We start from the raw sequence: 23,266 nt of genomic DNA on the forward strand, positions 1-23,266 counted from the left end.
GACGTCAGCATAACGTCAGCCAGAATATTCCGGCGAATGTCACGAAGGTTGCCGCTGCTGCTGCGATATGCACGACTTTCGAAATGCGCATGATCATCTGTCGCTCGTCTTTGCCCGCATTTACCGGTGGGCGAAGCCACCGGATATCGATCACGTAGAGCAACGCGAGCGTCAGCAGCAGCACGCCCGACAAGACCAGTCGCAGAAGCGAGATCGGGCCGACCGGGATCTGGTGCCAACCCAGTTTGCAGCCGGTCGCCTGCACAGCGTAGAGCGACAGAAACGCGACCGACCAGAGGATGAAGCCGGACAGCAATCCGACAAAGGGAAACCTCTTCATCCGCCACCGCCAATCTGGCCGAGACTTTGCAACGCGAAGGGAAAGGCAAGACCGATGGCGCCGGCAACCGTTGTGTAATCGTGCCAAAGTCTGCCGATCCGCAGATCCAGTGAGCGGTTTTCCGAGATGTAGCCGCGATGCCAGCGCCAGCAGCCGTAACCAGCGAGGATAGCTCCCACCGTTCCATGCAGGCTGACATAGATCGCCACGGCCAGCGCGCTGGCCGATGCCGCATGCGCCTGAGGTGCCGGAATTGATAAGCCGATGGCTGCCGTGGCGAGCACGGCGATCAAGCATCCCAGGACGGTGATCCCGAGCCAGAGCGGCGTTTGTCCTCGTTTGCCGGTGGCAAACCGTGCGCCGACTGCGGAGAGGACGAGACCGAGGGCTGCTGCTGCGGAGAAGCCCGGGAATGTGAAATCGATATCTGGCGGTGGCCAGTTCGGGGCAGAGAGCCACAGGAAGAACCCGCCGAACAGCAATGACGTGTAGAGCGTTGCATTGGCCGTGAGGGTAAAGACCAACGCCCACCATGACGGTGGTTGATCGGCCAACTGATGATGGGGTGCTTGCTCGCCGTGACCGACCTCAAGAAGTGCGATGTCTTGCTTGAGGCCAGTCGAAGGTGTCCAGCGCAGAAAGAGGAACAGTGTGGTGATCGCCGCGATGGGCGTGAGCCAGTACAGTTTTGCCAGCAGGCTGGCAAAAAACAGGGCGGTTGCGACGGCTGTCCAGAAGGGTAGGTAGGTCGGACGCGGCAGCACGACGACGTGATCGATCCTGCCGGTCACCATGTCGACGGCGAGCGTCTCCATCCAGCCGTTGCGCATGAAGCCGAGATAACCCCGGCCGGCTGCCAGTTCAGCCCCCAATGTCTGCGGCTCAAGTCCGTCTGCCCTTCGGTCGATCCGGGGCAGGGAGCCGAAGGTGTAGGACGGCGGAGGGGTGGGCGTGGCCCATTCGAGCGTTCCCGCCTGCCACGGATCGCGACGAAAGGCGCGCCCGAAGCGGATCAGCAGGATGAGGTCCAGGGCGACGAGGGCAAATCCGATCGTCATCACGAAGCTGCCGACGGAGGAGGCAAAATTCAACACCTCCCAGCCGGCCTCGGGCGGATATTCGTATATCCGGCGCGGCATGCCCCTGAGCCCTGTCAGGTGCATCGCGAAGAAGGTGATGTTGAAGCCAATGAAGACCAGCCAGAAGGCGGGTTTCGACAGATGCTGGATCGGCTGACGTCCGGTGATGTGCGGGAGCCAGTAATAGGCGGCGGCCATCATCGGAAAGACGAAGCCGCCCACCAGCACATAATGCAGGTGGGCCACCACGAAGTGGCTGTCATGCGCCTGCCAGTCGAAGGGGACCATGGCCAGCATGACCCCTGTCAGACCACCCAGCACGAAGACGAAGAAGAAGCCGAAGACATGCAGCATCGGTATCGAGAGCCGAGGTCGCCCATGGGCCATGGTGGCGAGCCAGGCGAAGATCTGGATGCCAGTCGGGATCGCGACCAGCGCGCTCGCCGCAGAGAAGAAGGATAGGGCCACATGCGGGATGCCGACCGTGTACATGTGGTGCACCCAGAGGCCGAAGGAGAGGAAAGCCATTGCGACGATCGCGGCGACGATCAGGCCGTAGCCTTCCAAAACTCGGCGGGACAACACGGGGATGATCGTCGACAGCGCACCGGCCGCCGGCAGGAAGATGATGTAGACTTCCGGATGGCCGAAGAGCCAGAAGAGGTGCTGCCAGAGCAGCGGGTCGCCGCCGCGCGTCGGGTCAAAGAAGGGCAGGTCGAAAGCCCGTTCCACTTCGAGCAGGATAGAGCCCAGAATGAGCGGCGGAAACCCGATCAGCATCATGGCGGCAACGACCAGCATGTACCAGGCGAAGATTGGCATGCGCGAGAGCGACATGCCCGGTGCACGCAGTTTTAGGATGGTCACCATCAGTTCGATCGCCGCCGACAGGGCAGAAATCTCGACGAAGGTGATGCCGAGCAACCAGACGTCGGCATTGATGCCGGGTGAATAGGGTTTCGACGACAGGGGCGTGTACATGAACCAGCCCCCGTCGGGCGCGATGCCGAAGAGAAGGGCTGCGATCAGGAAGGAGCCGCCGAACAGGTAGCACCAGTATCCGTAGGCCGACATGCGTGGAAAGGCGAGATCACGGGCACCGAGCATCTTGGGGAGCAGGTAGATCGCCAGACCCTCGAAAAAGGGAATGGCGAAGAGAAACATCATGATCACGCCATGCATGGTGAAGACCTGCGCATATTGCTCGGCATCGAGGAATGCACTGTTGCTGGAGGCGAGCTGGGTGCGGATCAACATGGCGAGCACGCCGCCGATGGCGAAGAAGACCAGTGCGGTGACCATGAACCTGATGCCGATGACATTGTGGTTCACGGCGGCGAAGCGCTTCAGGCCCTTGCCCGAGGCCCAGACGGCATCCAGCTGGTGATGCAGCCGGATCGGGGAGCCGGCGGCTTCGTGACCGGTTTCGTAGGGCGCTTCACTCATCTGTCTGCCTTTGCCGTGGTCAATTCCGTCAGGCGTTGCCGGTAGATTTCCGGTGCATGCGCCTCAACCGTGAAGCGCATGGCGGAATGGCCGGTACCGCAGTATTCGGCGCAGATTCCGCCGTAGCGTCCGGGGGCATCCGCCTTGATGCGCAGGCGTGTCGTGTGGCCCGGAATGGCGTCGATCTTTCCTGCCAGGCGCGGGATCCAGAAACTGTGGATCACATCGGTGCTGGTGACGCTCACCTCCACCACGCCGCCCGCCGGAATGTGCAGGACCCCCGTGGCATCGTTGGACAGATCCATATCGGGATATGCGAATTCCCATTTCCACATGCGCGCCTGCGCTTCGACGCGGGCTATCACCGGCTCGTTCTGCCAGGCTCCAAGAAGATATTCGCCCTTGGCGAGCCCGTAGACGATGAGTGTAAGCAAGACAGGAACCGGCAGGATGAGCCCTCCAAAGATCATCCAGCGACGTGCGGACAGAGCGCTGCCGAAGCCAGGGCGATAGAGGACCAGCAGAAAGAGCGAGATCACGAGAGCGAAGATGAGACCGGCGCCGATCAGCATCACCCACCAGAGATTGGCGATCGCGCCCGCATAAGGACCGGCTGGGTCGAGCGCCGATAGATCCCCGGAACAGCTCCCGAGGATCACGGGCGCCGCGAGAGCGATCATGACGCGTGGGAACCATAAACGCATGGAAGGCTTTTCCGTCTCAGACGGAGAGGTTCCATGGCCAATCAAGAGACGACCGACAGCAACAACCCTGTGATCGAGAAGCTGGAGGAGAAGGATACGGCTTCGGCGATCGCCGTGGCCGGTCATCCGCTGCATGCGATGAGCGTGCATTTCCCGATTGCGCTCGTCTTTGGAACCCTGGCGGTCGATGTTTTCTACTGGTGGACCGCTGACCCCTTCTGGCTGCGCGTCGGGCTCTGGACATCGGGCACGGCTTTTGTGGCGGGCATCGCGGCTGGTATCGTCGGCACTGCGGAACTGGTGCTCGTCCCCGGCATTCGGGCGCGCGTCGCCAGCTGGGCGCATGCGATTGCCGCCGTCACGTTGATTTCGGTTGCCGGCGCCAACTGGGGCCTTCGCCTGATGGAGCCATCCGCCGTTCTGCCGCATGGCCTCCTCCTGTCGGTTCTGGCGGGCATCCTGACAGGCGTCGCCGGCTGGCATGGGGGCAAGCTGATTTTCGATCACGGCATTGGCCTCATGGTGTCGCCCAAGGATTGAACGGGTCGAGGAGGCGTTTCAATCCGCCCGGTTCGCCCATGACCCGAGGTAGCGAGAAGACGGGCGCTTCTTTTGCAAGCACAAGGACGAGGATGGCTGCGACTATGGCGCAACAGCTGACTGTCGCCAGCATGAAGCGCCAGGGGGGATAGACTTCACCCTCCTTGAACAGGCGAATGATCACCAGCCCGGAAAAGACATGAAACATGGCGAGGAGAGCGACGAAGCCGAGCTTCCAGGAAAACCACGGTGAGAAGACGTCTCTTGCAAAGCTCAAGGCAATGCCGCTCGAGACGGCGATGAATGCGGCAGGCGAGATCATCGCGACATAGGCGAAACGCACCATGCGCTGCATTCGATAGAGTGAATCATTGCTCCTGACATGGGCACGTTGGACATAGAGGCTCGGCAGGCTGATCAGGCCGGCGGTCCAGATGGCAATGGCGGCGATGTGCACGAACTTCAGGATGGCTATCATTGATGGACAGCCTGCCTTTCCGCATCCCGCGCTGAAAACAGTCGGGACAGCACGATGAGCGCCACCATCAAATAGGGCAGAGCCGCCGGAACCCACATCAGAATTCCTGAAAGCTGTTGGTCGGCTAGAGGCAGAAGACCATAGGGCTGGGTGGTTTCGAGATGCGCTGCGAAGAGCGGTTCCCTCGCAAAGGTGAGCAGCGCGCCAAGCATGCTCATTTGCAAGGTGGTGCCGAGAAGCAGTGCAAGTGCCGCGCCGACCGTGCGGCGCGGTGCAAGGATATCCCGCCAGAGCCAGGCCGCAGAGCCGAACAGCGTCAGCTCCATCAACCAGTAGGCGGCCGGCGAGCCCAATGCGAAGAGATAGGGGCCCGGCGCGTGCCACAGCCACATCATTGCTGTGTGCACGAGGAAGGACAGTTGGGCTGGCAACACGATCGATGCCCGCCTTTGTGATGGGATCGCGACGATCACCAGCGGCGCGATCACCGCCACCAGCAGGATGTGGTGCAGAACGCGCGCCGAAAACAGCGCCGATGCGAGGGCGCAAAGTGGAGACACGAACGCTACGAGAGCGACGGGGAAAGCGGAGATTGCGGCGGCTCGCTGTCGCGGCGTCTGACCCATCGTCAGCAGGACGAAGACGCCGGCCACAAGGCCGCTCAGCAGAGCCGGGTCGAAATTCCATTGGCTCCAGAAGGTCTCCGGGACCGGGGCTGCGCCGCAATAGATATCGAGATCCATGCTTCAGCCCTGTTTTCCTGTGGCGTCGCCCGGCATTCCCGTCCCCCTGTTTGCGGTCTCGGGGCGCAACAGATCGAGGCGGGATTTTGTTCCATGCAACGAGTGCCGGGCTTCTTCACGTTTGCCTGGTGGCATGTGAAGAGCTCCTCGGCGTCAGCGGACGGCCATTGTGCTGTTTCGTTGATGGCAGCCCGTACACGGGCGTCATTCAACCGGGCCGCTGAGCGGATAGGCGCGCCTGGATGGCGATCCGCACGGGGGCTACTTGCGGATGATGACCCAGATGGCGTGGATGATGCCCGGGACATAGCCGAACAGCGTCAGCAGGATATTGAGCCAGAAATGCAGGCCGATGCCGACCTGGAGGAAGACGCCGAGCGGCGGCAGGAGGATGGCAAGCAGGATGCGAAGAACGTCCATCGTGGTCCCTATAACGGTTTTTATCTCCAGATAAACGCGCTTCGATGACAATCGTTCGCGGGCTTGATCGAAAAGCCCCCCGGTTGAACGCGAAACGCCCGGGTTCGGCCCCAGGCGTTTCTCTTTCAGCAGTCTCCCGACGCGTTTATCTTATTCTTCGCGCTGACCGGTCAGGCTCAGCAGCAGCTGGAACAGATTGACGAAGTTCAGGTAGAGCGAGAGGGCGCCGAAGACGGCGAGCTTCTGCTGGCTTTCCTGATCCATGTTCTCGGCATACTGCTCCTTGATGTTCTGCGTGTCCCAGGCGGTCAGTCCGACGAAGACGAAGACACCGATGACAGAGATGGCGAACTGCAGGGCGCTGGAGCCCATGAAGATGTTGACGACTGAGGCGATCACGACGCCGATCAGGCCCATCATCAGGAACGAGCCGAACTTCGACAGGTCACGCTTCGTCGTGTAGCCATAGAGGCTCATCGCACCGAACATGGTGGCCGTGATGAAGAAGGTGCGCGCGATCGAGGTTCCGGTGAAGACCAGGAACACGGATGCGAGCGACAGGCCCATCACGGCGCAGAAGGCCCAGAAGGCGATCTGTGCAGTTGACGCCGACATCGTCTGAATGCGGAACGAGAAGAAGAAGACGAAGGCGAGCGGCGCCAGCATCACCACCCACTTGAGCGGAGTCTGGAAGATCGGCACGTAGAGCGCCGGCGTCTGGCTGACCACGAAGGCGACGATGCCGGTGATCACAAGGCCGAGGCCCATGTAGTTGTAGACGCGCAGCATGTGCTGGCGCAGGCCTTCGTCGAAAAGGGCTGCGGACTGGGCCTGAGACCCATAGCCGAAGCGGTTCTGGATGGGATCCATGGATGTTTCCTCCTTGTTTGGATCAGTAAAGGGTACGGGCAAGCTGGCGCGCCTGTTCGGCCAGCCTGTCCGGATTGGTGGTTTCTGAAATCAGCGCATAGGCGACGTCGCCGATCTGCCAGTAGGCGGCCTGTGTGTCGCCGTCCTGCTTCACCAGGACCTGTTGCACCGAAAAGCTCCCGGGGCGCACGGCAAAGAGCGATAGCCGCTTGCCGACCTCAGGCTCGACTTCGAGTTCGACGCTCGGGCCATAGGCCGAGGGGAAGATCTGGGCATCGCGGATGGCCCAGGCCTGCGGCATCTCGGGCAACACGATCGCGGTCGCCGAGCGGATCTCGGCAGCGTTGAAGATGCGGGTCTCGACCTGAGACTTCATCTGTCCTCGCAGTTCGGCCGTCTGGTGGGCGCGGATGGCTTCCTCGACGAATTGCGGCGGCGGTACGGAGGCGACGACTTCACCGACGCCGCCCGGCGCGATCCAGCCATGGGCCGCCCAGCCGGCGCCGACCAGCACGAGAATGGCTGCGGCGCGGCGGACGAATTCGAGGGTCCGCCGACCGTTCAGCGCATTTTCCAGCCGCCGCGCGACCTCGCGGGTCTCCTGGCGGGCGGCAACCGGCAGACCGGCCAGTGCCAGGCGAAGCTCGTCGCGCACGCGCAGATCGGCCATCACCTTTGCAGCGGTGACGGGGTTTTCCGACAGATAGGCCTCGACCTCGATCCGATGGGCCACATCGAGCTGGTCGTCGACATAGGCGTGCAGGTCCGCTTCGAGCACGGGATCATTGCTGGTCATCGGAAGATCCTCCAACGATTCGGAGATGGGGCGCCGAGCCTTCCACATCGCCGTGCTCCATGGCACGCAAACGCGCACGGGCTCGGGATATGCGTGACATCAGCGTGCCCACGGGGATGTTGAGCACATCGGCAGCTTCCTGGTACGAGAGCTCTTCGATGGCGACGAGATGAAGTGCCTCGCGCTGGTCTTCCGGCAGGGCCAGAAAGACACCGCGCACCTGGGCCAGGCGTACGGAATGTTCCTGGCCCGCCGGTGCGATAAGGTCTGCAAGTTCGGCTGCAGCTGCGTGCCGACGCTCGGTCGCACGGTTGCTGCGGAGCTGGTCGATATGGGTGTTGTGCAGGATCGACATCAGCCAGGTGAGCAGGCTGCCGCTGCTGCGAAAGGTCGACTTGCGTTCCAGCGCCCGTACGAGGGCATCGTGGACGAGGTCTTCTGCCTCATCCGGATTGCGGACGAGCGAACGGGCGTAGCGCCTGAGGGCGGCGATCTGGCCAATCACGTTGAACGGGTTCGCTTTCGTCGTCATGACCCATATACGGAGCCGTTCGCAGACTTATTCCATCGGTCGCGAAATTTTTTTAAGGCCCGATCACCCAGCCAAGCCCTTGCATGGCGGCAAAGACAAGACCGGCCGAGGCGATGAGGGCAACCGCACCGAGGGCGAGCCCCAGCATGGTGACGAGGCCGTCGCGCTCCATCAGGCCAAGTGCGATCATCACCAGAGCGCCGACCGGCAGGAAATTACCGAATGGGATCGGTAGCGCCACCGCAATAGCGAGCAGCAGAACCGGTAGTCCCAGCGCGGCCTGGGCACGCGGGCCGGCGAGGTGACGCATGCGATTGCGCCTGAGCAAGGTCTCGACACGACTGACCAGCGGGGCAGTGTAGCGAACGATCAGAGCGATCGTGCTTGCTGATATTTGCCGCCGACCGAGAAATGCCGGAAGTTGAATGCGCCTGTAACCGGCGAGGATCTGCAGGGATACGATGGCGAGACAACTGCCGAAGACCAAGCCAAACGGGCCTGGAATTGGCGTCAGCGCTGGGAGGGACAGGATGAGAATCGCAAACGCGATGCTCGCGCGGCCCATGGTCGCCAACAGTTCGTCGAAACTGACTGAGCCCGCTTCCGTTGCATGCTGTGTCAGCCGCAGCAGGCGCTGCGATGCGGTACCGGGTTCTGGAGACAGGCTGTCATCCATTGTCGCATCAGCCTCGTGGGGTGGGTCCATTATGCCAGTCACATGTAGGCGAGGCCCGCGGCGAGACAAGTGAGCAGATACGCTTGATCGAGGTCGGATCACATGGGAGGCGGCTCGAAAGCACTGGACGGTTTCAGCCTTTCAGGGCCGTGCCGTCAGTCGATCCGCCGCTTCGGATCCAGGTCGACACCCTGTTCTGTTGGTTCGGCCGCGTCGACCCTTTCGCCGTCTTGACGCTGCAGGTCGCGGTCGTCCGTCTTGGCGGTACCCTCTTTTGAACCCGGCTGCTGGCGGCGTTTTTCGTTGATCATGATCTTTACCCTCGAGTGGATGATGCTCAAAATCAAACACCCGTCATGCCATCATGTTCCCGAAAACATCGGTCGGGCGGAACCCTTTCCCCGGCCAGTCTGTTTTCGTGTTCATCAACGGAGGTATCGATGAATACGACCAACAAACCCAAACATGACGACAACGGGTCCACCGCGAAAGACCTGCCGGCAGCAGGGCCGCATGACAAGCCGGAACTCCAGGATCAGATGAAAACGCCCGGTGCCGGTTCTTTGCCCAAGACAGGTTCGCAAGAGGCGGACGCAGGTCCCGACTGAGGACGTTGCGGAACGACGAGCGACATAACGCAGAAAGGCCGGCGCTAAACCGCCGGCCTTTCTGCATTTTGAGCGCTGAACTCAGATGTTTTCGGCGACCGTTTCGCGGGCCGCGCGTTCTTCTTCCTCGCGCTCCCGCTTGTTGTACTGGATCGACGACCAGAGCGAGATTCCGATGAGAGCCGCACCACCGAGGCCGGTGATGACCTCCGGGATATGGACCAGCGTCTGCACATACATGATCACCGACAGGATCAGGATGGCGTAGAAGGCGCCGTGTTCCAGGTATCGGTACTCGGCGAGTGTGCCCTTTTCGACCAGCATGATGGTCATCGAGCGGACATACATGGCGCCGATGCCCAGACCAATGGCGATGACAAACAGGTTCTGCGTCAAGGCGAAGGCGCCGATGACGCCGTCGAAGGAGAAGCTGGCGTCAAGCACTTCGAGGTAGATGAAGGCGCCGAGACCGCCCTTGGCCGCGTCGGTCATCGTCTTCTGCGAGGCATCCAGCAGGCCGCCCAACACTTCGACCGCCAGGAAAGTCACGAGACCGTAGATCGCCGAATAGACGAAGGTCGTCGCTTCCTCGCCTTCCAGAAGGTTGGAGAAGAGCAGGATGAGCAACAGGACAACTGCGATCTCGATGCCCTTGATCGAGGCCGAGCGGGCCATGTTCTTCTCGAGGATCTCGATCCAGTGCACATCCTTCTCGTGGTCGAAGAAGTAGGTGAGGCCGACCATCATCAGGAAGGTGCCGCCGAAGGCTGCGATCGGCAGATGCGCCTCATTCATGATGCGGGCATATTCGGCCGGCTCGCGGGCGGCGAGAACAATGGCTTCGATCGGGCCAATCTTCGCCGCGATCACGACGATCAGCAGCGGGAAGACGATGCGCATGCCGAAAACGGCGATGATGATGCCCCAGGTCAGGAAGCGCTGCTGCCAGACCGGTGTCATGTCCTTCAGCTTGTTGGCGTTGACAATCGCGTTGTCGAAAGACAGCGAGATTTCGAGGACCGCCAACACGCTGCAGATGAAGAAGACCGTGGCCATGCCGCCGATCGTGCCGGTCATCTGCCAGCCGAGAATGCCGCCGAGGATGAGGCCGATCACCGTGACGATGAAGGCCCAGCGGAAATATCCGAGGGTGGACTGGGCGCCTGTTGCTGCTGAAGTGCTCATGACTGTACCTCCGTCATCAGGAGGCACGGAGCGGGAATACGATGCGTCTTGCACGCCTTCGTATGAAGCATGATCCGAGTGTTCATTATTTTTGAATCCGCCGGCCGACGATTGCTGGCGGTACCGACATCACGAGAGCGCCGTAAACTCTCGCCAGAGGGGCCCGGCACCAGGTTCGATCACAAGTCTTAAACTTGCGTCACGTCTTCTTCTCACCGAAGCTCACGAAAAGGTCAAGACGTGTGATGATCTACCAGACAGATGTGGCGGCGGATGCCGTATTCAAGGTCGATCGCCGGAAGAACCGAATGCCCACTGCCGCGTTCCATCCGGTAACAGGCATGCGGAGATTAGCGATCGATATCTGGGACACCCACCGATTTCTCCTGGCGCAGGAGCCGGTCTTTGCAACCGTTCTTGCTGAACTGCGACGGGGCCAAAAGGAAAGCCACTGGATGTGGTTCATCTTTCCGCAGCTTCGTGATCTCGGACGGTCTGAAACGGCACGCCATTTCGGGTTGGCAGGCGTCGACGAGGCAAGCATGTATCTGGCGCATCCGATTCTCGGTCCGCGCCTTGTTCAGGTAACCGAGGCTGTGCTCGCCATCCAGGACCGCTCACTCTACGAGATCTTCGGTTCGCCGGATGATCTGAAATTCCGGTCCTGCATGACCCTGTTCTCTTTGGTGGTGGAGGATCAGCGGGCCTACCCGTTCTCCCAGGCACTGGCTCGGTTCTGTGAAGGTGAGCCGGACCGACTGACGTTGGCCTTGGTGTCGGCTTAAGCCGGATCGAGGACGATGTCCGGCTTGATGGCCAATGTGTTGCTGACGGTGCAGACCTCTTCTGCGCGATGGGCGACCTTGAGCTGTTCGGCCGCGTTGAGGCCTCCCTCGAACCGGAAGACAACGGTCAGGGTCTGGAAACGAGAGGGCCCCTCCTTCGCCTTTTCGCCGCTCACCTTTGCGCTGACGCCAGACAATCTGTCGTTCAGTCCCATCTCCCGGGCTGCAATGCGGGCGCTCATGCTCATGCAGGCGGCAAGTGAGGCCAGGAGCAGGTCGAGCGGGTTGAAACCGGGTTCGGAGACGCCGGTCACAATATCAATCGTGCCTCCGGTTTCCGATCGGACATGCGGATAACCGGTCCTTCCCAAGGTCGCCGTGGCGCCGATCGGGCGCTGGTGCAAATCAGCCATTTCGTGCTCCAACTATGATCAAAGCACGATAGGTTTGCGGCTTCCTGCTTGCAAGGATCGCGTCAGATGTTGCTGCCGATGCGGGCGGTGCCGGTTTCGCCATTGTCGCGGGTCCATTTCAGCTGCTTGTCGTTGATTTTCTGCAGCTCGAAGCACATCGGCGCTCCCTTGTACCAGCTGGTGAACTGCTGGCAGAGACGATCACCCTTGATCCACCAGCGGCCGGTGTCATTCGGCTTGGCAAAACGACCAAGGCCCAGCGCCTCGCCCGATCCGTCAACCTGACCGTTCTTGCGATAGTTCAGCGGAAATTCGCCACCGAGCGGCACGGCCAGATAGATCCGCTTGCCGATAATGTCCTCGCGGATATCGTTGGCGGTGAAGCGTTCATTGGCGAGCGATGCCGTCGAGGTGAGCGCGAGCGTCACCAGCGTCATCAGTCCGGTTCTCAGGCTGGAATGCATGGCGTGGATCTCCCGATCGAGTGTTTGTCCGAGTCTCTTACGGAAGTACCTTACTCGCGGATCACGTCACGCTTATTCGCGGATGAAGACATTGACCGATGCTGCCCGCCCATCGGCATCGATGACGGTGAGGGTCGCCTGGCCCTGGCCCGGCGGATGCCATTCGCCGGTTCGCCTGCGGGTCGAATCCGTCATGGGCTTGCCATCGACCAACCAGCGGAAGGGGGCTCGGCCTGCCTGCATTTTCATGACGAGCGGGAGCGGGGTGCCGGCTGCGTCGCGGCCGAGTTCCAGCTGTGCGCCTTCGGGCGGATAGACGATCTGCGGTGGCTTTTCCCGGGCGGAGGCCGAGACGAGGCCGTTCGGATTGATGGAGAAGCGCCGAAGGCCGGCCGGAAGATCATTGGGGGCGAGATGCGCGGCACCTGTCGGGGCTCGGGGAAGGGCAGTGCCTGCGAGGCCCGACTTGGCGAAGGCCTCGAACAGGATGGGCGCTGCCGTCTTGTAGCCGGAGATGCCGGGAACGGCCGCATTGTCCGGACGGCCGATCCAGACGCCCAGCACATAACGACCGTCATAGCCTACTGACCAGGCGTCACGATAGCCGTAGCTGGTGCCGGTCTTGTAGGCGATGCCGGCCGGTGGGCTGCCGGCAGGCGGCTGTACCGCGCCGAGGATATTGGCGACGGTCCAGGCGGCGGTCGGTTCCAGCAGCGGCTGGTCGTCGATCAGGCCGGGTTTGTCGCGGATACCATCGCCGAGCCTCACTGGCTGCTCGCGGTTCGCAAGACCGGCATAGAGCTGGACGAGACCTTTCAGCGTGACCCCGACGCCGCCAAGGGCGATGGCGAGACCGGGCACTTCGTTGGGGGGCAGTTTTAGTCCGACTTCGGCGCGACGCAGGCGGACCATCAAGCGGGATGGGCCGACGCTGTCGAGCAGCCGGACGGCCGGTACGTTCAAGGACAGTTGCAGCGCCTGGCGGATGGTGACGTCGCCCTGATACTGCATGTCGAAGTTCTTCGGACGGTAACCGAAGAAATCGGCCGGACGATCCTCGACGATGGTTTCCTGGGCGACGAGGCCGAGTTCAAGAGCCAGTCCATAGATGAAGGGCTTTAGTGTCGAGCCCGGCGACCTCTCCGCGCGTGTCATGTCGATCCAGCCGGAGCGGCTGGCGTCGAAATAGTCGGCAGCACCCACTTCGGCGACGATCTCGCCTGTCGTGGCATCGGCCATAACAAGGGCTAGCGAGACTTTGGGGTCGAGCTTGCGTCCGGCTTCGGCGGCAACTGTCTCGAGCTTCTCCTGAACGGGTCTGAGCAGGGTGGTCTGATGGCGCTCGGAGGTGGGGTTAGCACGCCTCGCGGCTTCGGCCAGATGCGGTGCCAGCGCCGGGAGCTGGCGACGTGTCCTCGGCAGATCGGCATTCAATGCAAAAGCGACTTCCGAGGGCTCAATGATGGCGGCTTCTTCGGCGCGTTCGAGAACCCGCTTGCGAGCCTGCAAGGCGTTGTCGGCGAAGCGGTCAGGGCGGCGCTTTTCGGGGAGCTGCGGCAGGGCGACGAGCAGGGCCGATTCCGCTGTCGTCAGCCGCTTCGGTTCCTTGCCGAACCAGGCGAGGCTTGCCGCGCGCACGCCTTCAAGATTCCCCCCATAGGGGGCGTGGGTCAGATAAAGATCGAGGATCTCACTCTTCGACAGCCGGCGTTCCAACTGCAGGGCGCGGGCGATCTGGATCAACTTTGCGGTGAGTGACCGTTCGCGCCGGGGCTCGATCAGGCGCGCGACCTGCATCGAGAGCGTCGAGGCGCCCGAGACAATGCGGCCATTGGTGACGAATTGCCAGGCAGCGCGGCCGAGCGCGAGCATATCGACGCCGGCGTGACGGTCGAAGCGGCGGTCCTCATAGGCGACCAGCATGCGGATCAGGGCGGGATCGACATCGTCGGCCGTGGTCTTCAATCGCCAGAGGCCCTCGCGGGTGGCGAAGGCCCTCAGCAGTTGCCCGTCGCGGTCGAGGATTTCCGTTGAGACCGAACGCGCAGCCTCGATCGGCGGCGGAAAATGCTTGTCGGCCCAGTCGAGGGCAAACAGCGAAAGCCCCGTCACGGCAGTGCCTGTGGCAATGACGATCAGGGGCTTTCGAAAGCGTGCCATCAGGGGGCTGCCGAGACCGTCATGCCGCCAGCTGCCGTCCTTGCGGAGAGCTGCGGACGATACATGTCCTCGACGGCCGCTGCCGGCAGGTCGTAGGTGCCTGGGGTCACCGCACGAACGACGTAAGCGAGCGTGATGGTGCCGTTCTCGCCTTCTGCCCGGTTGACGGCCGCCACGAAGCGGTCGCTGCGGAATTCGAGATGGGCGGTCTCCGTCTGGCCGATCCAGTCGAAATTGGCGAGTGCTGCGCTGTCGACCAGGCTCGGATTGTCGATCTCGAAGCCGGCCGGCAGGAGGTCGGTGACCAGAAGCTGGGCCGGCCATTCGTCCTCTTCGGTGACCTGCAGCACGACAACATACCGTTCGTTCTGCATGGCTTCGGTGATGTTGGCCTCTTCTCCATCCAGCGTGTAGTAGGTCCGGCTGATCTCGAAGCCTTCGCCACCGGCGGCCGGTGGTTCGACCGGAGCGGCGACCGTGGTGATCGCGGCGCTGATCGGATCGCTGCCCTTGTTGGTCACGGTGACCGGTGCCTGAAGCAGGGCCTCGCCCGGAATGGTCACCGCATAGGCTCCCGTCCGGTCGGCGCCATTGACGTCGATCTGCAGGCCGGCATCGTCCTGCTGAAGCGCGCGGGCGGCGAGCAGCATCCAGGTCTGTTCCTGGGTGCTGAGCGTCTGCTTTGCCTTCCATTCCTCGTTGACGACCTTGGCCAGGATCGGCACGACGGGTGGCATGGGCTTGCTTTCGGCGGCCAGCGCCAGGACACCGGCTGCATCGCGCAGCGACGAGCCGTAATCCGAGCGGCTGAAGCTGACCGGCGTCAGGCGTGCCTGTTCCGACATGCCGGAGGCGTCGGCGAAGACGCTGTTGGCCCGCTGGGAGTCGCCGTAAAGGGACAAGGCTGCTGCCAGATGGGCCTTTGACAGCGGGGTCGGGAAGTCGCCCAGCATCGTGTCGGCATAATAACGCAGGTCGCTGAGCGAGGCCTTGCGGCTGCGGGCCAGCACGTAAAGCGAATAGGCGATGTCATTGCCGCGCGTGCGGATGTCGTTGTCATAGGCGATGCGGTTCTGCAGGTTCTGCAGAGCCTGGACGAGCGCCTCTTCCGGCACGTCGAACTTCTTTTCGCGGGCACGGGTGAGGAAGTCGGTGACATAGGCATCAAGCCACAGGCTTTCCGAACCCGGACCCCAGAGGCCGAAGGAGCCGCTGGAAGACTGGTAGGAGAGCACGCGGAAGATCGCATCTTGGACGCGCTTGGCAATTTCCGGATCTTCCGGCAGGCCTGATATCTTCGCCAGTTCGTCGAAGTAGAGCAGCGGCAGCGCGCGGCTGGTCGTCTGCTCGGCGCAGCCATAGGGGTAGCGGTCGAGCGCCATCAGCAGGCCCGGCACATCGAGGCCATCAGCCCGCGTCACGTTCAGGCTGACGGACGCACCGTCCAGCAGGCTGTCGGCGAGCAGGTTGCCGTCTACGGTCAGGCTCTTGCCGGGTGCGACGGCGATGACCTGGCGCTGGGTGATCGGCAGGGTGGCCGGGCGGACGGGAAGGTCCAGCGACTGGCTAACGGTGATGCCACCGGCACCCGATAGTGCCACGTCGATCGTGCCTTGGCCCGGATTGACCGCCGACAATGGCAGGGTCAGCGTCGTCGTCTTGCCGGAGGTGAGCGTGACTTCGTTGGACGCTTCGCCACCCACCGTCACAGGACCGTTGCCGGTTGCGACCAGCGTGTAAGTGCCATCGGGGGCATCGGTCGCGGCGATGTCGAGACGCAGGCTGCTTTCATCGCCGGGGGCGAGGAATTTCGGCAGGCTGGCGGTGACGACGACCGGATCGCGGATGATGACGTCGGCCTGCGCGTGGCCGACCCCGGTCTTCGACCAGGCATGGACCATGACGCGGGCCGTACCGTTGAATTGCGGGATGTCGAAGGACACGGTTGCCTTGCCGCTCGCATCGAGCTTCACCGGGCCGGAGAAGAAGGCGACGAGCTTCTCCTTGGGCGGATTGCCCTGGAGAGCGACTTCGCCGCCGTCACCACCTGTGCGGAGCGTGCCGGTCGCGCCAAGCGAGCCGTCGATCAGGCGGCCATAGAGGTCGCGCAGTTCAAGGCCGAGGCGGCGCTGGCCGAAGTAGTAGGTTTCCGGATCGGCGGCCTCGTAGCGGGTGAGGTTCAGGATGCCGACATCGACGGCGGCGACCGTGACATAGGCTTCCTCGCCGATGCCGGCACCGGCGACCTCGATCGGGATTTCCAGCGGCTGGCGCGGAAGTGTCTTCTCGGGCGTTGCGATCTTCACCGCCAGCTTGTCGGCACCCGGATCAACGCCGAGCCAGGTTACGCCGATGGCGCGGGCGGGCATGCGGCTTTCCTGTGCGTCACCCGGCCGGAAGAGGGTGGCGGTGACATAGGCACCGGCACCGAAGTCGGCGGTAATCGGGAGCTCGATCTCCGCGCCTGCTGCCGGCACATCGGCAACCTTGGAGGTGATCAGGGCATCCGTTCCGACGGTTACCAGCACCTTGCCTTCGAAGCGCGGGGAGATCTTGAGACGGGCAGTGTCGCCAACCTGGTAAGTCGCCTTGTCCAGGCCGACCTGCAGGGCATCCGGTGTTTCGGTCGAACTCGCGGAGACGAACCAGCCGGCGTCGAAATCGACGCTGGAGACGGAGCCGCCCTGTTCAACCTCAAGGCGGTGGCTGCCCCAGGTGACGGGAAGGGAAAGGGCAGCGCCATCGGCCTTGATGTCGACGGTCCCATCGGCTACCAGCGAGGTGGTGGTGATCGGCTCATAGCGCCAGGACGAACCTTCGCGGTACCATTGGTAATTCCGCTCGAGCTTGACCAGCTTCCATTTGGCTGCAGGCAGATCCTGCTTGGAACCGTCCGGACCGATTGCGATCAGGTTGAATGCGGCCGTGCTGTTTTCGGCAACGTCGCCCTCGAATTCCGGCTTGATGCCGATGACAGGGCCTTCCGGTGTGACCGGCAGGGTGAGTTTGCGTTCGATCGCCCGGCCGCCGCCTTCGCGCAGGCGCAGCACGACGTCGGCATTCAGAAGACGGGTCGTGGACGGCATGTCGGTAATCGCGACATCAATGCTGGCCTGGCCGTTGTCATCGAGGGCGTCGAGCGCTTCGAATGGCACGCGCACGCCTTCGACGTCCTCCTCGTCGGAAAGGCCGAAGCTGTAGCGCGGGTAATCCGGATGGCTGCTGGTGGGAGTGACGACCAGTTCGCCTTCAAGCGACAGGCCAGCCGCCGGCGCGCCGTAGAGATAGCGACCTTCAACATTGATCGTGGCGCTTCCATCCGGGGCGAGGGTGGTCGCGTCGCTGGCCAGCGTCATGTCCAGGCGGTCCGGGACGAAATCGTCGACCAGGAAAGAGGATTGCGAGATCGCCGGCTTCTTCGGATCGGTGTGGATGGCGACGTTCCAGGTGCCGCGCATGGAATTGGCCAGCAGCGGCAGGTCGACGGCATAACCGCCCAGACTTTCGCTGGAGACGGCCATGCGGCGGAACTCGACGCCATCGGGGCGCAGGAAGATGAAGGTGAGCGGCAGGCCGCTGATCGCATCGGCTTCCGTGTCGCGGGCGAGGGCTGCGACATGGACGGTTTCGCCGGGGCGGTAGATGCCGCGTTCGGTCCAGGAGAGCACGTCCACGGGGCCGGGGGCCGGGCGGCCGGTGACGCCGCGGTCGGAAAGATCGAAGCCGGCGCGCGTCATGTCGAGGAAGACGTTGTCATCGTCTTTTGTGTGGGCGGCGATGACGGCTGGGGCCATGGCTGCGCCGGCTTTCAGGAGACCGGCATCGAAGCGGGCCTGGCCATCGGCATCTGTCTTGGCAGTTGCCAGGATCTCGTTGTTTTTCGCCAGCAGTTGCAGCTCGACCCCTTCCAGCGGGGCCGCGGTGGCGAGCGACCGGGCAAAGACGTGCAGGCCATCGGTGCCAGCAAAGGTCGAGAGGCCGATATCGGAGACGACGAACCACTGGGTGGCGCGGCTATCCCAGCTTTCGGCGGTGCTGTTGGCGGCGACGGCGGTCAGCACATAGATTCCGGGCTTGCGCGTCGGCAGCGCCTCCTGCAGCGGGATGCTGGTGATGACCTCCTCATTCATCTTGTTGGCGATGTCGACCGTGCCCTGCCAGACCAGTTCGCCGATTTCGTCTTCGACGCGGCTTGCGGTGTAGCCGTCAAGCTGGGTCAGAAACTGCGAGGCGGCCAAAAGGGGCGCGATGTTGCGGTCGCCGATGCGATAGAGAGCAAGCTTGGCACTGTCCGAGTTGATGGAGACCAGCGGAATGCCCTGGCGCGCCGTGGACGGCAGAACGAAGCTGTCGCCGGTGAAGCGCACGGTGGACGAGCGGTCGCGGACATAGACCTCGAGTTCGACCGGGGCTTCCAGATTTTCCTCGACGGAGGACGGCAGGCCCGCGCGAATGGCGAGACGGTAACGGCCTCCATGCTCCAGGCCCTCGACGCAGATCTGATTGTTCTTGGCTTCGACGGCCTTCGGCGGCTTGCCGTCGAGGGTCACGTATTGGGCATAATCAACGCCGCGCCTGATCAGTTGCTCGGAAAATTCGACACAGGCGCGCGGCGAGGCAGCGTCGGAATCGACGGTGTTGCTAACGATGCGGAAGCCCTGGCGGGAGCGCAGATCATCGAAGGCTGCGCGCACCTGTGCATTGGCGGCCAATTCGAGGCTCGCCTTGTAGGCATTGAGAGCGGCCCGGTAGTTTTCGCTTTTCTCCAGCGCAAGCGCCAAGGTGGCCAGCGCATCGGCGCGGGTCACGGCGCCTCGGGTCAGGCCATAGCCGTTGATGGCCGCCATCGTCGCTTCGTTGGCGTAGGTGTAGTTGTTGGAGACGGTATTGGCGACGCGTGCCAGTTCCAGCCAGGTTGCGGCATCGTCGGGCTCGATCGAAAGCGCACCCTTCAGGGCGGCGATGGCGCCGTCAACATTGCCGCCGGCAATGGCTGCGCGCGCCTCGTCGATCAGGGCTTCGCGGCCGGCTCCTTCGCGGTCCGGCGGGAGGGTCAGGCTGTCACGCTGATTGCGCGCATCGGTCTTCAGCTGTTCAGATACGAAGGCGAGTGGCGCAGGGGCGCCGATGTCTTCTTCAGCTGCCGTCTCGACAATCTTTCCGGCGACGGCGCCGACGAAACTGTTCATCTGGTTGTAGTCGGATTTCAGGAAGCACCACTTCACTTTGGGATTGTAGGTGAAGGCGCGGCAGGTTCCATCGGCGATGCAGCTTGCCTCGCACTCGTCGAGCGAGACGTTCTTCTCGGTCCTCAGGTCGAAGCCGAAATAATCGGCATCATCCACCGTGACCACGGTGCGGCTGTCCTGCGCAGACGCGGGAAGCGTGAGGGCAAGGAGTGACATGGTCATAGTGAGAATGACCGACAGACGGCGCGTGAACATAGCTTTCTCCCCGAGGCCAACTTCAAATTCAGCCTTATCGAAACTACTCTTGGATCATGTCAGGGGCTTGTCAATCGGCAGCCGACACAGTCTCTCACTATCTGCAAATTCAGTACGATGGATATGGATCAGCCGCGCGATCCGGCGCGTCCGGAGCCACTGAAGTCGCGCGCCTGATCGATGATCCAGGTGGCGAAGGCGCTGGCCGGGCCGTAGGCCATCCGTGACAAGGGTCTAACGAGATAATAGGCGCTGGCGCTTTTTACCTCGTGGTCGAAGGCGCGGACCAACTGGCCGCTCGCAAGCTCCGGTTCGATCAGGAAGGTCGGAACCAGCGCAATGCCGAGCCCTGCCAGGCAGGCCTGGACCACGTTTGAAAACTGCTCGAAGCGCATGCCGCCGCCATGGCCTTCCTGCATGCCCAAAGAGGCAAACCACTGCTCCCAGGCGCGTGGACGGGACGCCATATCGAAGAGCGGTTTGGAGAGCAGGTCTTCCGGGCGCCCCACCGGGTTCTCGGCCAGAAAGGCCGGGCTGCAGACGGGTGCGACCATTTCGTGCATGAGGAATTGACAATCGGTGCCTGGCCAATTGGGTTCGCCAATATGAATGGCAGCATCAATGCCGGAGCCTTCGAAGTCGAACTGTCCGATGCGCGTGGCAAAGTCGATGATGACGGCAGGGTTCCGAGCGAGAAAGTCCGGCATGCGCGGCATCAGCCAGCGCGTTCCGAAGGTCGGCAGGATCGCCAGCCTCAAATGTGTGTCGTCGCGGGTTGCCATGGCCTCCAACGACAAGGTCCGGATCGTGGCCAGCGCGTCGCCGATCCCCTTGGCATAGGTTCGCCCGATAACCGTCAGCTCGACGCCGCGATTGGTGCGTTCAAACAATTTGACGCCCAGCTGGTCCTCCAACAGGCCGATCTGGCGGCTGATGGCGCCTTGTGTCAGGGCAAGTTCATTGGCTGCCGCAGAAAAGCTTCCGAGCTTGGCGACGGAATCGAAGGCGGCAAGCGCGCTGGTCGAGGGCAGGAAGCGGCGTTGATGTGTCAGCATCCGTTATGACTAGACCTAATAGCAACATGAGTAAACATGGCTTGTTTAATCATCCGATATGAGCAATCTGTGGTCAACAAGCAAATACGGATGCGATGACGATGAGCGAGATGCAGCCCTTTTCCTGGAGTGACCCTTTCCTGATGTCCGAGATCCTCAGTGAGGACGAGCGGATGATCCAGGATGCCGCAGCCGCTTTCGCCAAGGCGGAACTTGCGCCGCGGGTGGCAGACGCCTATCTCGGCGAAACGGTGGAGCCAGAGCTTTTTCGCCTGATGGGCCAGGCCGGTCTTCTCGGCGTCACTTTGCCTGAGAAATATGGCGCGGCCGATGCGAACTACGTGTCCTACGGTCTCGTGGCGCGGGAAATCGAACGTGTCGATTCCGGCTACCGCTCGATGATGAGCGTTCAATCTTCCCTCGTCATCTATCCGATCTATGCCTATGGCTCGGAAGAGCAGAAGGACAAGTATCTGCCCGGTCTCGTCTCGGGTGAGTTGATCGGCTGTTTCGGTCTGACCGAGCCGGATGCCGGTTCCGATCCGGGCGGCATGAAGACCCGTGCCGAGAAGATCGAAGGCGGTTACCGCCTGCGCGGCTCGAAGATGTGGATCTCCAACGCGCCGATCGCCGATGTCTTCGTGGTCTGGGCGAAGTCCGAGGCGCATGGCGGCGAGATCCGGGGCTTTGTTCTTGAAAAGGGCATGAAGGGTCTGTCGGCACCGAAGATTGGTGGCAAGCTCTCGCTGCGGGCTTCCGTGACCGGCGAGATCGTCATGGACGGCGTCGAAGTCGGCGAGGATGCGCTGCTGCCGAACGTGTCCGGCCTCAAAGGTCCTTTCGGCTGCCTCAACCGTGCCCGTTACGGCATTTCCTGGGGTGTGCTCGGTGCGGCCGAGGATTGCTGGCACCGCGCCCGCCAGTATGGCCTCGATCGCAAGCAGTTCGGCAAGCCGCTCGCTGGCACGCAGCTCTTCCAGAAGAAGCTTGCCGACATGCAGACCGAAATCTCGCTTGGTCTGCTTGCGTCACTCCGCGTTGGCCGCCTCATGGACGAACATCAGTTCGCTCCGGAAATGATCTCGATCGTCAAGCGCAACAATTGCGGCAAGGCGCTCGACATTGCTCGCATGGCGCGGGACATGCACGGCGGCAACGGCATCCAGATCGAGTACCATGTCATGCGCCATGCGCAGAACCTCGAGACGGTGAACACGTATGAGGGCACGCATGATGTGCATGCATTGATCCTCGGTCGTGCGCAAACCGGTATTCAGGCCTTCTTCTAAAGTCTTGTTCCAAGACAGCCGCAATATCCCTTAAAATAGAGGGGCGCGGCTGTCTTGAATCTGCGTCATACCTTTGGAATTATATCCGAATTTAAGCATTTCTACACTTGTGAACCACTAGGGTTCATGCTCGACAGCTGCGCATGACAAGGCGGGCCGGAAGAGTATGATCCTGAGTTGGATCAGGGCAAAACCCACGGTATGATCGCCGGTAGTGGAGGAAATGGCATGTACGCCGTTACGGTTCTGGATAGTGCAGCCCTGTCTGCATTCCGAGTGGAGCATCCCTGGCTCAATTTTCCGGACTTCGTCTCCGAGGTCAGCGTCTACTTCGACGACAATGGTGGGCCGACGCGGCTGACCGCCATCAGAACGGATGCAGAAGGCACTTCCGAGCCGGTCGATGTCAGCGCCTTTGGCGTGGACACCATCCTGGCCCTCGTGCGCTATGCGCCGCAGGGCACCCAAGGTTATGAAGACTGTCCAGAAGAAGAGCAGGTTTGGGCTATTCTGGAAGAACTGCCTGTTTCCGACGACACGGTTCCCATGGAAGAGGTGGAGGCCGCGCGCGCCACAAAGCTGCAGGACGCTTACGCCCTGCTGCGGGAGGTGACCGTCAGCAAGCTCGAAGCGCTCCTGTCCTCCGGCAAAAATGATCTCGAAGGCCGGCGCATTCGGGCCTCGATCGCTTCCATTCCCACCTCTCTGGATAAGGTGGACGATGCGCATAAGCCGCATTTTCTTGAGGTCGATCTCTGGCGTCTGGTCGCCGTCTTGCGCGACGAGCTGGCGATGCCTGCCGACTACGAACTTTCCGACAATACAGAGGATCCCGGGTTTAGCCGTGATCTCATCGATCAGGCCGAGGCGACTGCCCTCTCAGGGCCTGTCATCCAGGCTCTGTTCGAGCTTTCGCCGGTTGCCTTCTCCATTTCCAGCATCGGTCAGCGCAATTCGCGGTATGTGCGCGTGAACCAGGCCTATCTCAATCTGATCGGCAAGAGTTGGGACGATATTCGGGGCAGCGAAATGGTTGCCTCTGGCGTGGTGAAGGGAGACGAGGCGCGTGCGGAGCGGTTGCGACTGCTGGATCTGGACGGTGGGTATAGCGGCCAGCGCGGCGAGATCCACGGCGCCGACGGCCAGGTCATCGACGTGACGATTTCTGCCCGGCGCATTTCTGTCGCCGGGCAGTTGTACGATTTCGAAGTGCTGACCCGCGTGGACGCGAGCTGAAAG

22 protein-coding genes are annotated in these 23,266 nt (G+C 62.2%); 5 read left to right on the plus strand and 17 right to left on the minus strand.

Annotated features, from left to right (window positions below):
- Positions 1-4 precede the first annotated feature (4 nt).
- The 3 genes from DMY87_RS21320 to coxB are packed head-to-tail and all read right to left on the minus strand — an operon-like array spanning position 5 to position 3,569.
- Entirely contained in the window at positions 5-340 is a 336-nt protein-coding gene (locus DMY87_RS21320) for a hypothetical protein (protein WP_110793651.1), read from the minus strand.
- Positions 337-2,865, minus strand: coding sequence for a cytochrome c oxidase subunit I (ctaD, locus tag DMY87_RS21325; RefSeq protein WP_110793652.1), 2,529 nt, complete (start codon positions 2,863-2,865; stop codon positions 337-339). Before ctaD ends, DMY87_RS21320 begins: the two co-directional genes overlap by 4 nt.
- Complete coding sequence (gene coxB / locus DMY87_RS21330; RefSeq protein WP_110793653.1) at positions 2,862-3,569, minus strand: cytochrome c oxidase subunit II; 708 nt, start codon at positions 3,567-3,569, stop codon at positions 2,862-2,864. Before coxB ends, ctaD begins: the two co-directional genes overlap by 4 nt.
- A gap of 33 nt (positions 3,570-3,602) precedes the next feature.
- Here coxB and DMY87_RS21335 point away from each other — a divergent pair, with 33 nt between their 5' ends.
- Positions 3,603-4,109, plus strand: coding sequence for a DUF2231 domain-containing protein (locus DMY87_RS21335; RefSeq protein WP_110793654.1), 507 nt, complete (start codon positions 3,603-3,605; stop codon positions 4,107-4,109).
- Here DMY87_RS21335 and DMY87_RS21340 read toward each other — a convergent pair.
- From DMY87_RS21340 to DMY87_RS24285, 8 genes are all read right to left on the minus strand, one after another.
- Entirely contained in the window at positions 4,087-4,587 is a 501-nt protein-coding gene (locus DMY87_RS21340) for a CopD family protein (protein WP_110793655.1), read from the minus strand. The two genes, DMY87_RS21335 and DMY87_RS21340, sit on opposite strands and share 23 nt — an antisense overlap.
- Positions 4,584-5,330 (minus strand): cytochrome c oxidase assembly protein, encoded by a 747-nt coding sequence (locus DMY87_RS21345; RefSeq protein WP_110793656.1) that lies wholly within the window; start codon positions 5,328-5,330, stop codon positions 4,584-4,586. Before DMY87_RS21345 ends, DMY87_RS21340 begins: the two co-directional genes overlap by 4 nt.
- A 261-nt stretch (positions 5,331-5,591) precedes the next feature.
- The gene (locus DMY87_RS21350) at positions 5,592-5,750 is read right to left on the minus strand and encodes a YqaE/Pmp3 family membrane protein (protein ID WP_110793657.1); all 159 of its coding nucleotides are present in this window, start codon (positions 5,748-5,750) and stop codon (positions 5,592-5,594) included.
- 150 nt (positions 5,751-5,900) lie between these two features.
- The gene (locus DMY87_RS21355) at positions 5,901-6,620 is read right to left on the minus strand and encodes a Bax inhibitor-1/YccA family protein (protein WP_110793658.1); all 720 of its coding nucleotides are present in this window, start codon (positions 6,618-6,620) and stop codon (positions 5,901-5,903) included.
- 22 nt (positions 6,621-6,642) lie between these two features.
- Positions 6,643-7,416 (minus strand): anti-sigma factor family protein, encoded by a 774-nt coding sequence (locus DMY87_RS21360; RefSeq protein ID WP_110793659.1) that lies wholly within the window; start codon positions 7,414-7,416, stop codon positions 6,643-6,645.
- On the minus strand, positions 7,403-7,948 hold the full coding sequence (locus DMY87_RS21365) for a sigma-70 family RNA polymerase sigma factor (RefSeq protein ID WP_110793660.1): 546 nt from the start codon (positions 7,946-7,948) through the stop codon (positions 7,403-7,405). The genes DMY87_RS21360 and DMY87_RS21365 overlap by 14 nt, the downstream gene beginning before the upstream one ends.
- Before the next feature lie 52 nt (positions 7,949-8,000).
- Complete coding sequence (locus tag DMY87_RS21370; RefSeq protein ID WP_110793661.1) at positions 8,001-8,624, minus strand: exopolysaccharide biosynthesis protein; 624 nt, start codon at positions 8,622-8,624, stop codon at positions 8,001-8,003.
- 155 nt (positions 8,625-8,779) lie between these two features.
- Positions 8,780-8,935 (minus strand): hypothetical protein, encoded by a 156-nt coding sequence (locus DMY87_RS24285; RefSeq protein ID WP_165826397.1) that lies wholly within the window; start codon positions 8,933-8,935, stop codon positions 8,780-8,782.
- 129 nt (positions 8,936-9,064) lie between these two features.
- Between DMY87_RS24285 and DMY87_RS24290 the strand changes: the two genes are divergently transcribed.
- Positions 9,065-9,232, plus strand: a complete 168-nt coding sequence (locus tag DMY87_RS24290) for a hypothetical protein (RefSeq protein WP_165826398.1) — start codon at positions 9,065-9,067, stop codon at positions 9,230-9,232.
- Positions 9,233-9,313: 81 nt separating this feature from the next.
- On the opposite strand, the gene DMY87_RS21375 is transcribed toward DMY87_RS24290, so the two are convergent.
- Positions 9,314-10,417, minus strand: a complete 1,104-nt coding sequence (locus tag DMY87_RS21375) for a DUF475 domain-containing protein (protein ID WP_110793662.1) — start codon at positions 10,415-10,417, stop codon at positions 9,314-9,316.
- 245 nt (positions 10,418-10,662) lie between these two features.
- On the opposite strand from DMY87_RS21375, the gene DMY87_RS21385 reads away from it, so the two are divergent.
- Positions 10,663-11,202, plus strand: a complete 540-nt coding sequence (locus tag DMY87_RS21385; RefSeq protein WP_342588667.1) for a DUF1810 domain-containing protein — start codon at positions 10,663-10,665, stop codon at positions 11,200-11,202.
- On the opposite strand, the gene DMY87_RS21390 is transcribed toward DMY87_RS21385, so the two are convergent.
- The 5 genes from DMY87_RS21390 to DMY87_RS21410 all read right to left on the minus strand — a co-directional run bounded on the left by DMY87_RS21390 (position 11,199) and on the right by DMY87_RS21410 (position 20,738).
- Positions 11,199-11,615, minus strand: coding sequence for an OsmC family protein (locus tag DMY87_RS21390; protein WP_110793664.1), 417 nt, complete (start codon positions 11,613-11,615; stop codon positions 11,199-11,201). The genes DMY87_RS21385 and DMY87_RS21390 overlap by 4 nt on opposite strands.
- Before the next feature lie 62 nt (positions 11,616-11,677).
- Positions 11,678-12,079 carry a hypothetical protein gene (locus DMY87_RS21395; RefSeq protein WP_110793665.1) on the minus strand — a complete coding sequence of 134 codons (402 nt, stop codon included), beginning with the start codon at positions 12,077-12,079 and terminating at the stop codon, positions 11,678-11,680.
- 72 nt (positions 12,080-12,151) lie between these two features.
- Positions 12,152-14,239: a penicillin-binding protein 1C gene (gene pbpC / locus DMY87_RS21400; protein WP_110793666.1), complete on the minus strand. Its 2,088-nt coding sequence runs from the start codon at positions 14,237-14,239 to the stop codon at positions 12,152-12,154.
- A complete protein-coding gene (locus DMY87_RS21405; RefSeq protein ID WP_110793667.1) occupies positions 14,239-19,683 on the minus strand; it encodes an alpha-2-macroglobulin family protein in 5,445 nt (1,814 codons plus the stop codon). Before DMY87_RS21405 ends, pbpC begins: the two co-directional genes overlap by 1 nt.
- Before the next feature lie 128 nt (positions 19,684-19,811).
- Complete coding sequence (locus DMY87_RS21410; RefSeq protein WP_110793668.1) at positions 19,812-20,738, minus strand: LysR family transcriptional regulator; 927 nt, start codon at positions 20,736-20,738, stop codon at positions 19,812-19,814.
- 110 nt (positions 20,739-20,848) lie between these two features.
- Between DMY87_RS21410 and DMY87_RS21415 the strand changes: the two genes are divergently transcribed.
- Both DMY87_RS21415 and DMY87_RS21420 read left to right on the plus strand, forming a co-directional pair.
- Complete coding sequence (locus tag DMY87_RS21415; protein ID WP_425353519.1) at positions 20,849-22,027, plus strand: acyl-CoA dehydrogenase; 1,179 nt, start codon at positions 20,849-20,851, stop codon at positions 22,025-22,027.
- A gap of 177 nt (positions 22,028-22,204) precedes the next feature.
- Positions 22,205-23,263, plus strand: a complete 1,059-nt coding sequence (locus DMY87_RS21420; protein ID WP_245409000.1) for a PAS domain-containing protein — start codon at positions 22,205-22,207, stop codon at positions 23,261-23,263.
- Positions 23,264-23,266: the final 3 nt, after the last annotated feature.

Source organism: Peteryoungia wuzhouensis (assembly GCF_003205195.1).
GTDB lineage: Bacteria > Pseudomonadota > Alphaproteobacteria > Rhizobiales > Rhizobiaceae > Allorhizobium > Allorhizobium wuzhouense.

Excerpts from the sequence above, each read along its gene's own strand:
- DMY87_RS21320 (WP_110793651.1), bottom strand. The coding sequence starts at position 340 with ATGAAGAGGTTTCCCTTTGTCGGATTGCTGTCCGGCTTCATCCTCTGG.
- ctaD (WP_110793652.1), bottom strand. The coding sequence starts at position 2,865 with ATGAGTGAAGCGCCCTACGAAACCGGTCACGAAGCCGCCGGCTCCCCG.
- coxB (WP_110793653.1), bottom strand. The coding sequence starts at position 3,569 with ATGCGTTTATGGTTCCCACGCGTCATGATCGCTCTCGCGGCGCCCGTG.
- DMY87_RS21335 (WP_110793654.1), top strand. The coding sequence starts at position 3,603 with ATGGCCAATCAAGAGACGACCGACAGCAACAACCCTGTGATCGAGAAG.
- DMY87_RS21340 (WP_110793655.1), bottom strand. The coding sequence starts at position 4,587 with ATGATAGCCATCCTGAAGTTCGTGCACATCGCCGCCATTGCCATCTGG.
- DMY87_RS21345 (WP_110793656.1), bottom strand. The coding sequence starts at position 5,330 with ATGGATCTCGATATCTATTGCGGCGCAGCCCCGGTCCCGGAGACCTTC.
- DMY87_RS21350 (WP_110793657.1), bottom strand. The coding sequence starts at position 5,750 with ATGGACGTTCTTCGCATCCTGCTTGCCATCCTCCTGCCGCCGCTCGGC.
- DMY87_RS21355 (WP_110793658.1), bottom strand. The coding sequence starts at position 6,620 with ATGGATCCCATCCAGAACCGCTTCGGCTATGGGTCTCAGGCCCAGTCC.
- DMY87_RS21360 (WP_110793659.1), bottom strand. The coding sequence starts at position 7,416 with ATGACCAGCAATGATCCCGTGCTCGAAGCGGACCTGCACGCCTATGTC.
- DMY87_RS21365 (WP_110793660.1), bottom strand. The coding sequence starts at position 7,948 with ATGACGACGAAAGCGAACCCGTTCAACGTGATTGGCCAGATCGCCGCC.
- DMY87_RS21370 (WP_110793661.1), bottom strand. The coding sequence starts at position 8,624 with ATGGATGACAGCCTGTCTCCAGAACCCGGTACCGCATCGCAGCGCCTG.
- DMY87_RS24285 (WP_165826397.1), bottom strand. The coding sequence starts at position 8,935 with ATGATCAACGAAAAACGCCGCCAGCAGCCGGGTTCAAAAGAGGGTACC.
- DMY87_RS24290 (WP_165826398.1), top strand. The coding sequence starts at position 9,065 with ATGAATACGACCAACAAACCCAAACATGACGACAACGGGTCCACCGCG.
- DMY87_RS21375 (WP_110793662.1), bottom strand. The coding sequence starts at position 10,417 with ATGAGCACTTCAGCAGCAACAGGCGCCCAGTCCACCCTCGGATATTTC.
- DMY87_RS21385 (WP_342588667.1), top strand. The coding sequence starts at position 10,663 with ATGATCTACCAGACAGATGTGGCGGCGGATGCCGTATTCAAGGTCGAT.
- DMY87_RS21390 (WP_110793664.1), bottom strand. The coding sequence starts at position 11,615 with ATGGCTGATTTGCACCAGCGCCCGATCGGCGCCACGGCGACCTTGGGA.
- DMY87_RS21395 (WP_110793665.1), bottom strand. The coding sequence starts at position 12,079 with ATGCATTCCAGCCTGAGAACCGGACTGATGACGCTGGTGACGCTCGCG.
- pbpC (WP_110793666.1), bottom strand. The coding sequence starts at position 14,239 with ATGGCACGCTTTCGAAAGCCCCTGATCGTCATTGCCACAGGCACTGCC.
- DMY87_RS21405 (WP_110793667.1), bottom strand. The coding sequence starts at position 19,683 with ATGTTCACGCGCCGTCTGTCGGTCATTCTCACTATGACCATGTCACTC.
- DMY87_RS21410 (WP_110793668.1), bottom strand. The coding sequence starts at position 20,738 with ATGCTGACACATCAACGCCGCTTCCTGCCCTCGACCAGCGCGCTTGCC.
- DMY87_RS21415 (WP_425353519.1), top strand. The coding sequence starts at position 20,849 with ATGCAGCCCTTTTCCTGGAGTGACCCTTTCCTGATGTCCGAGATCCTC.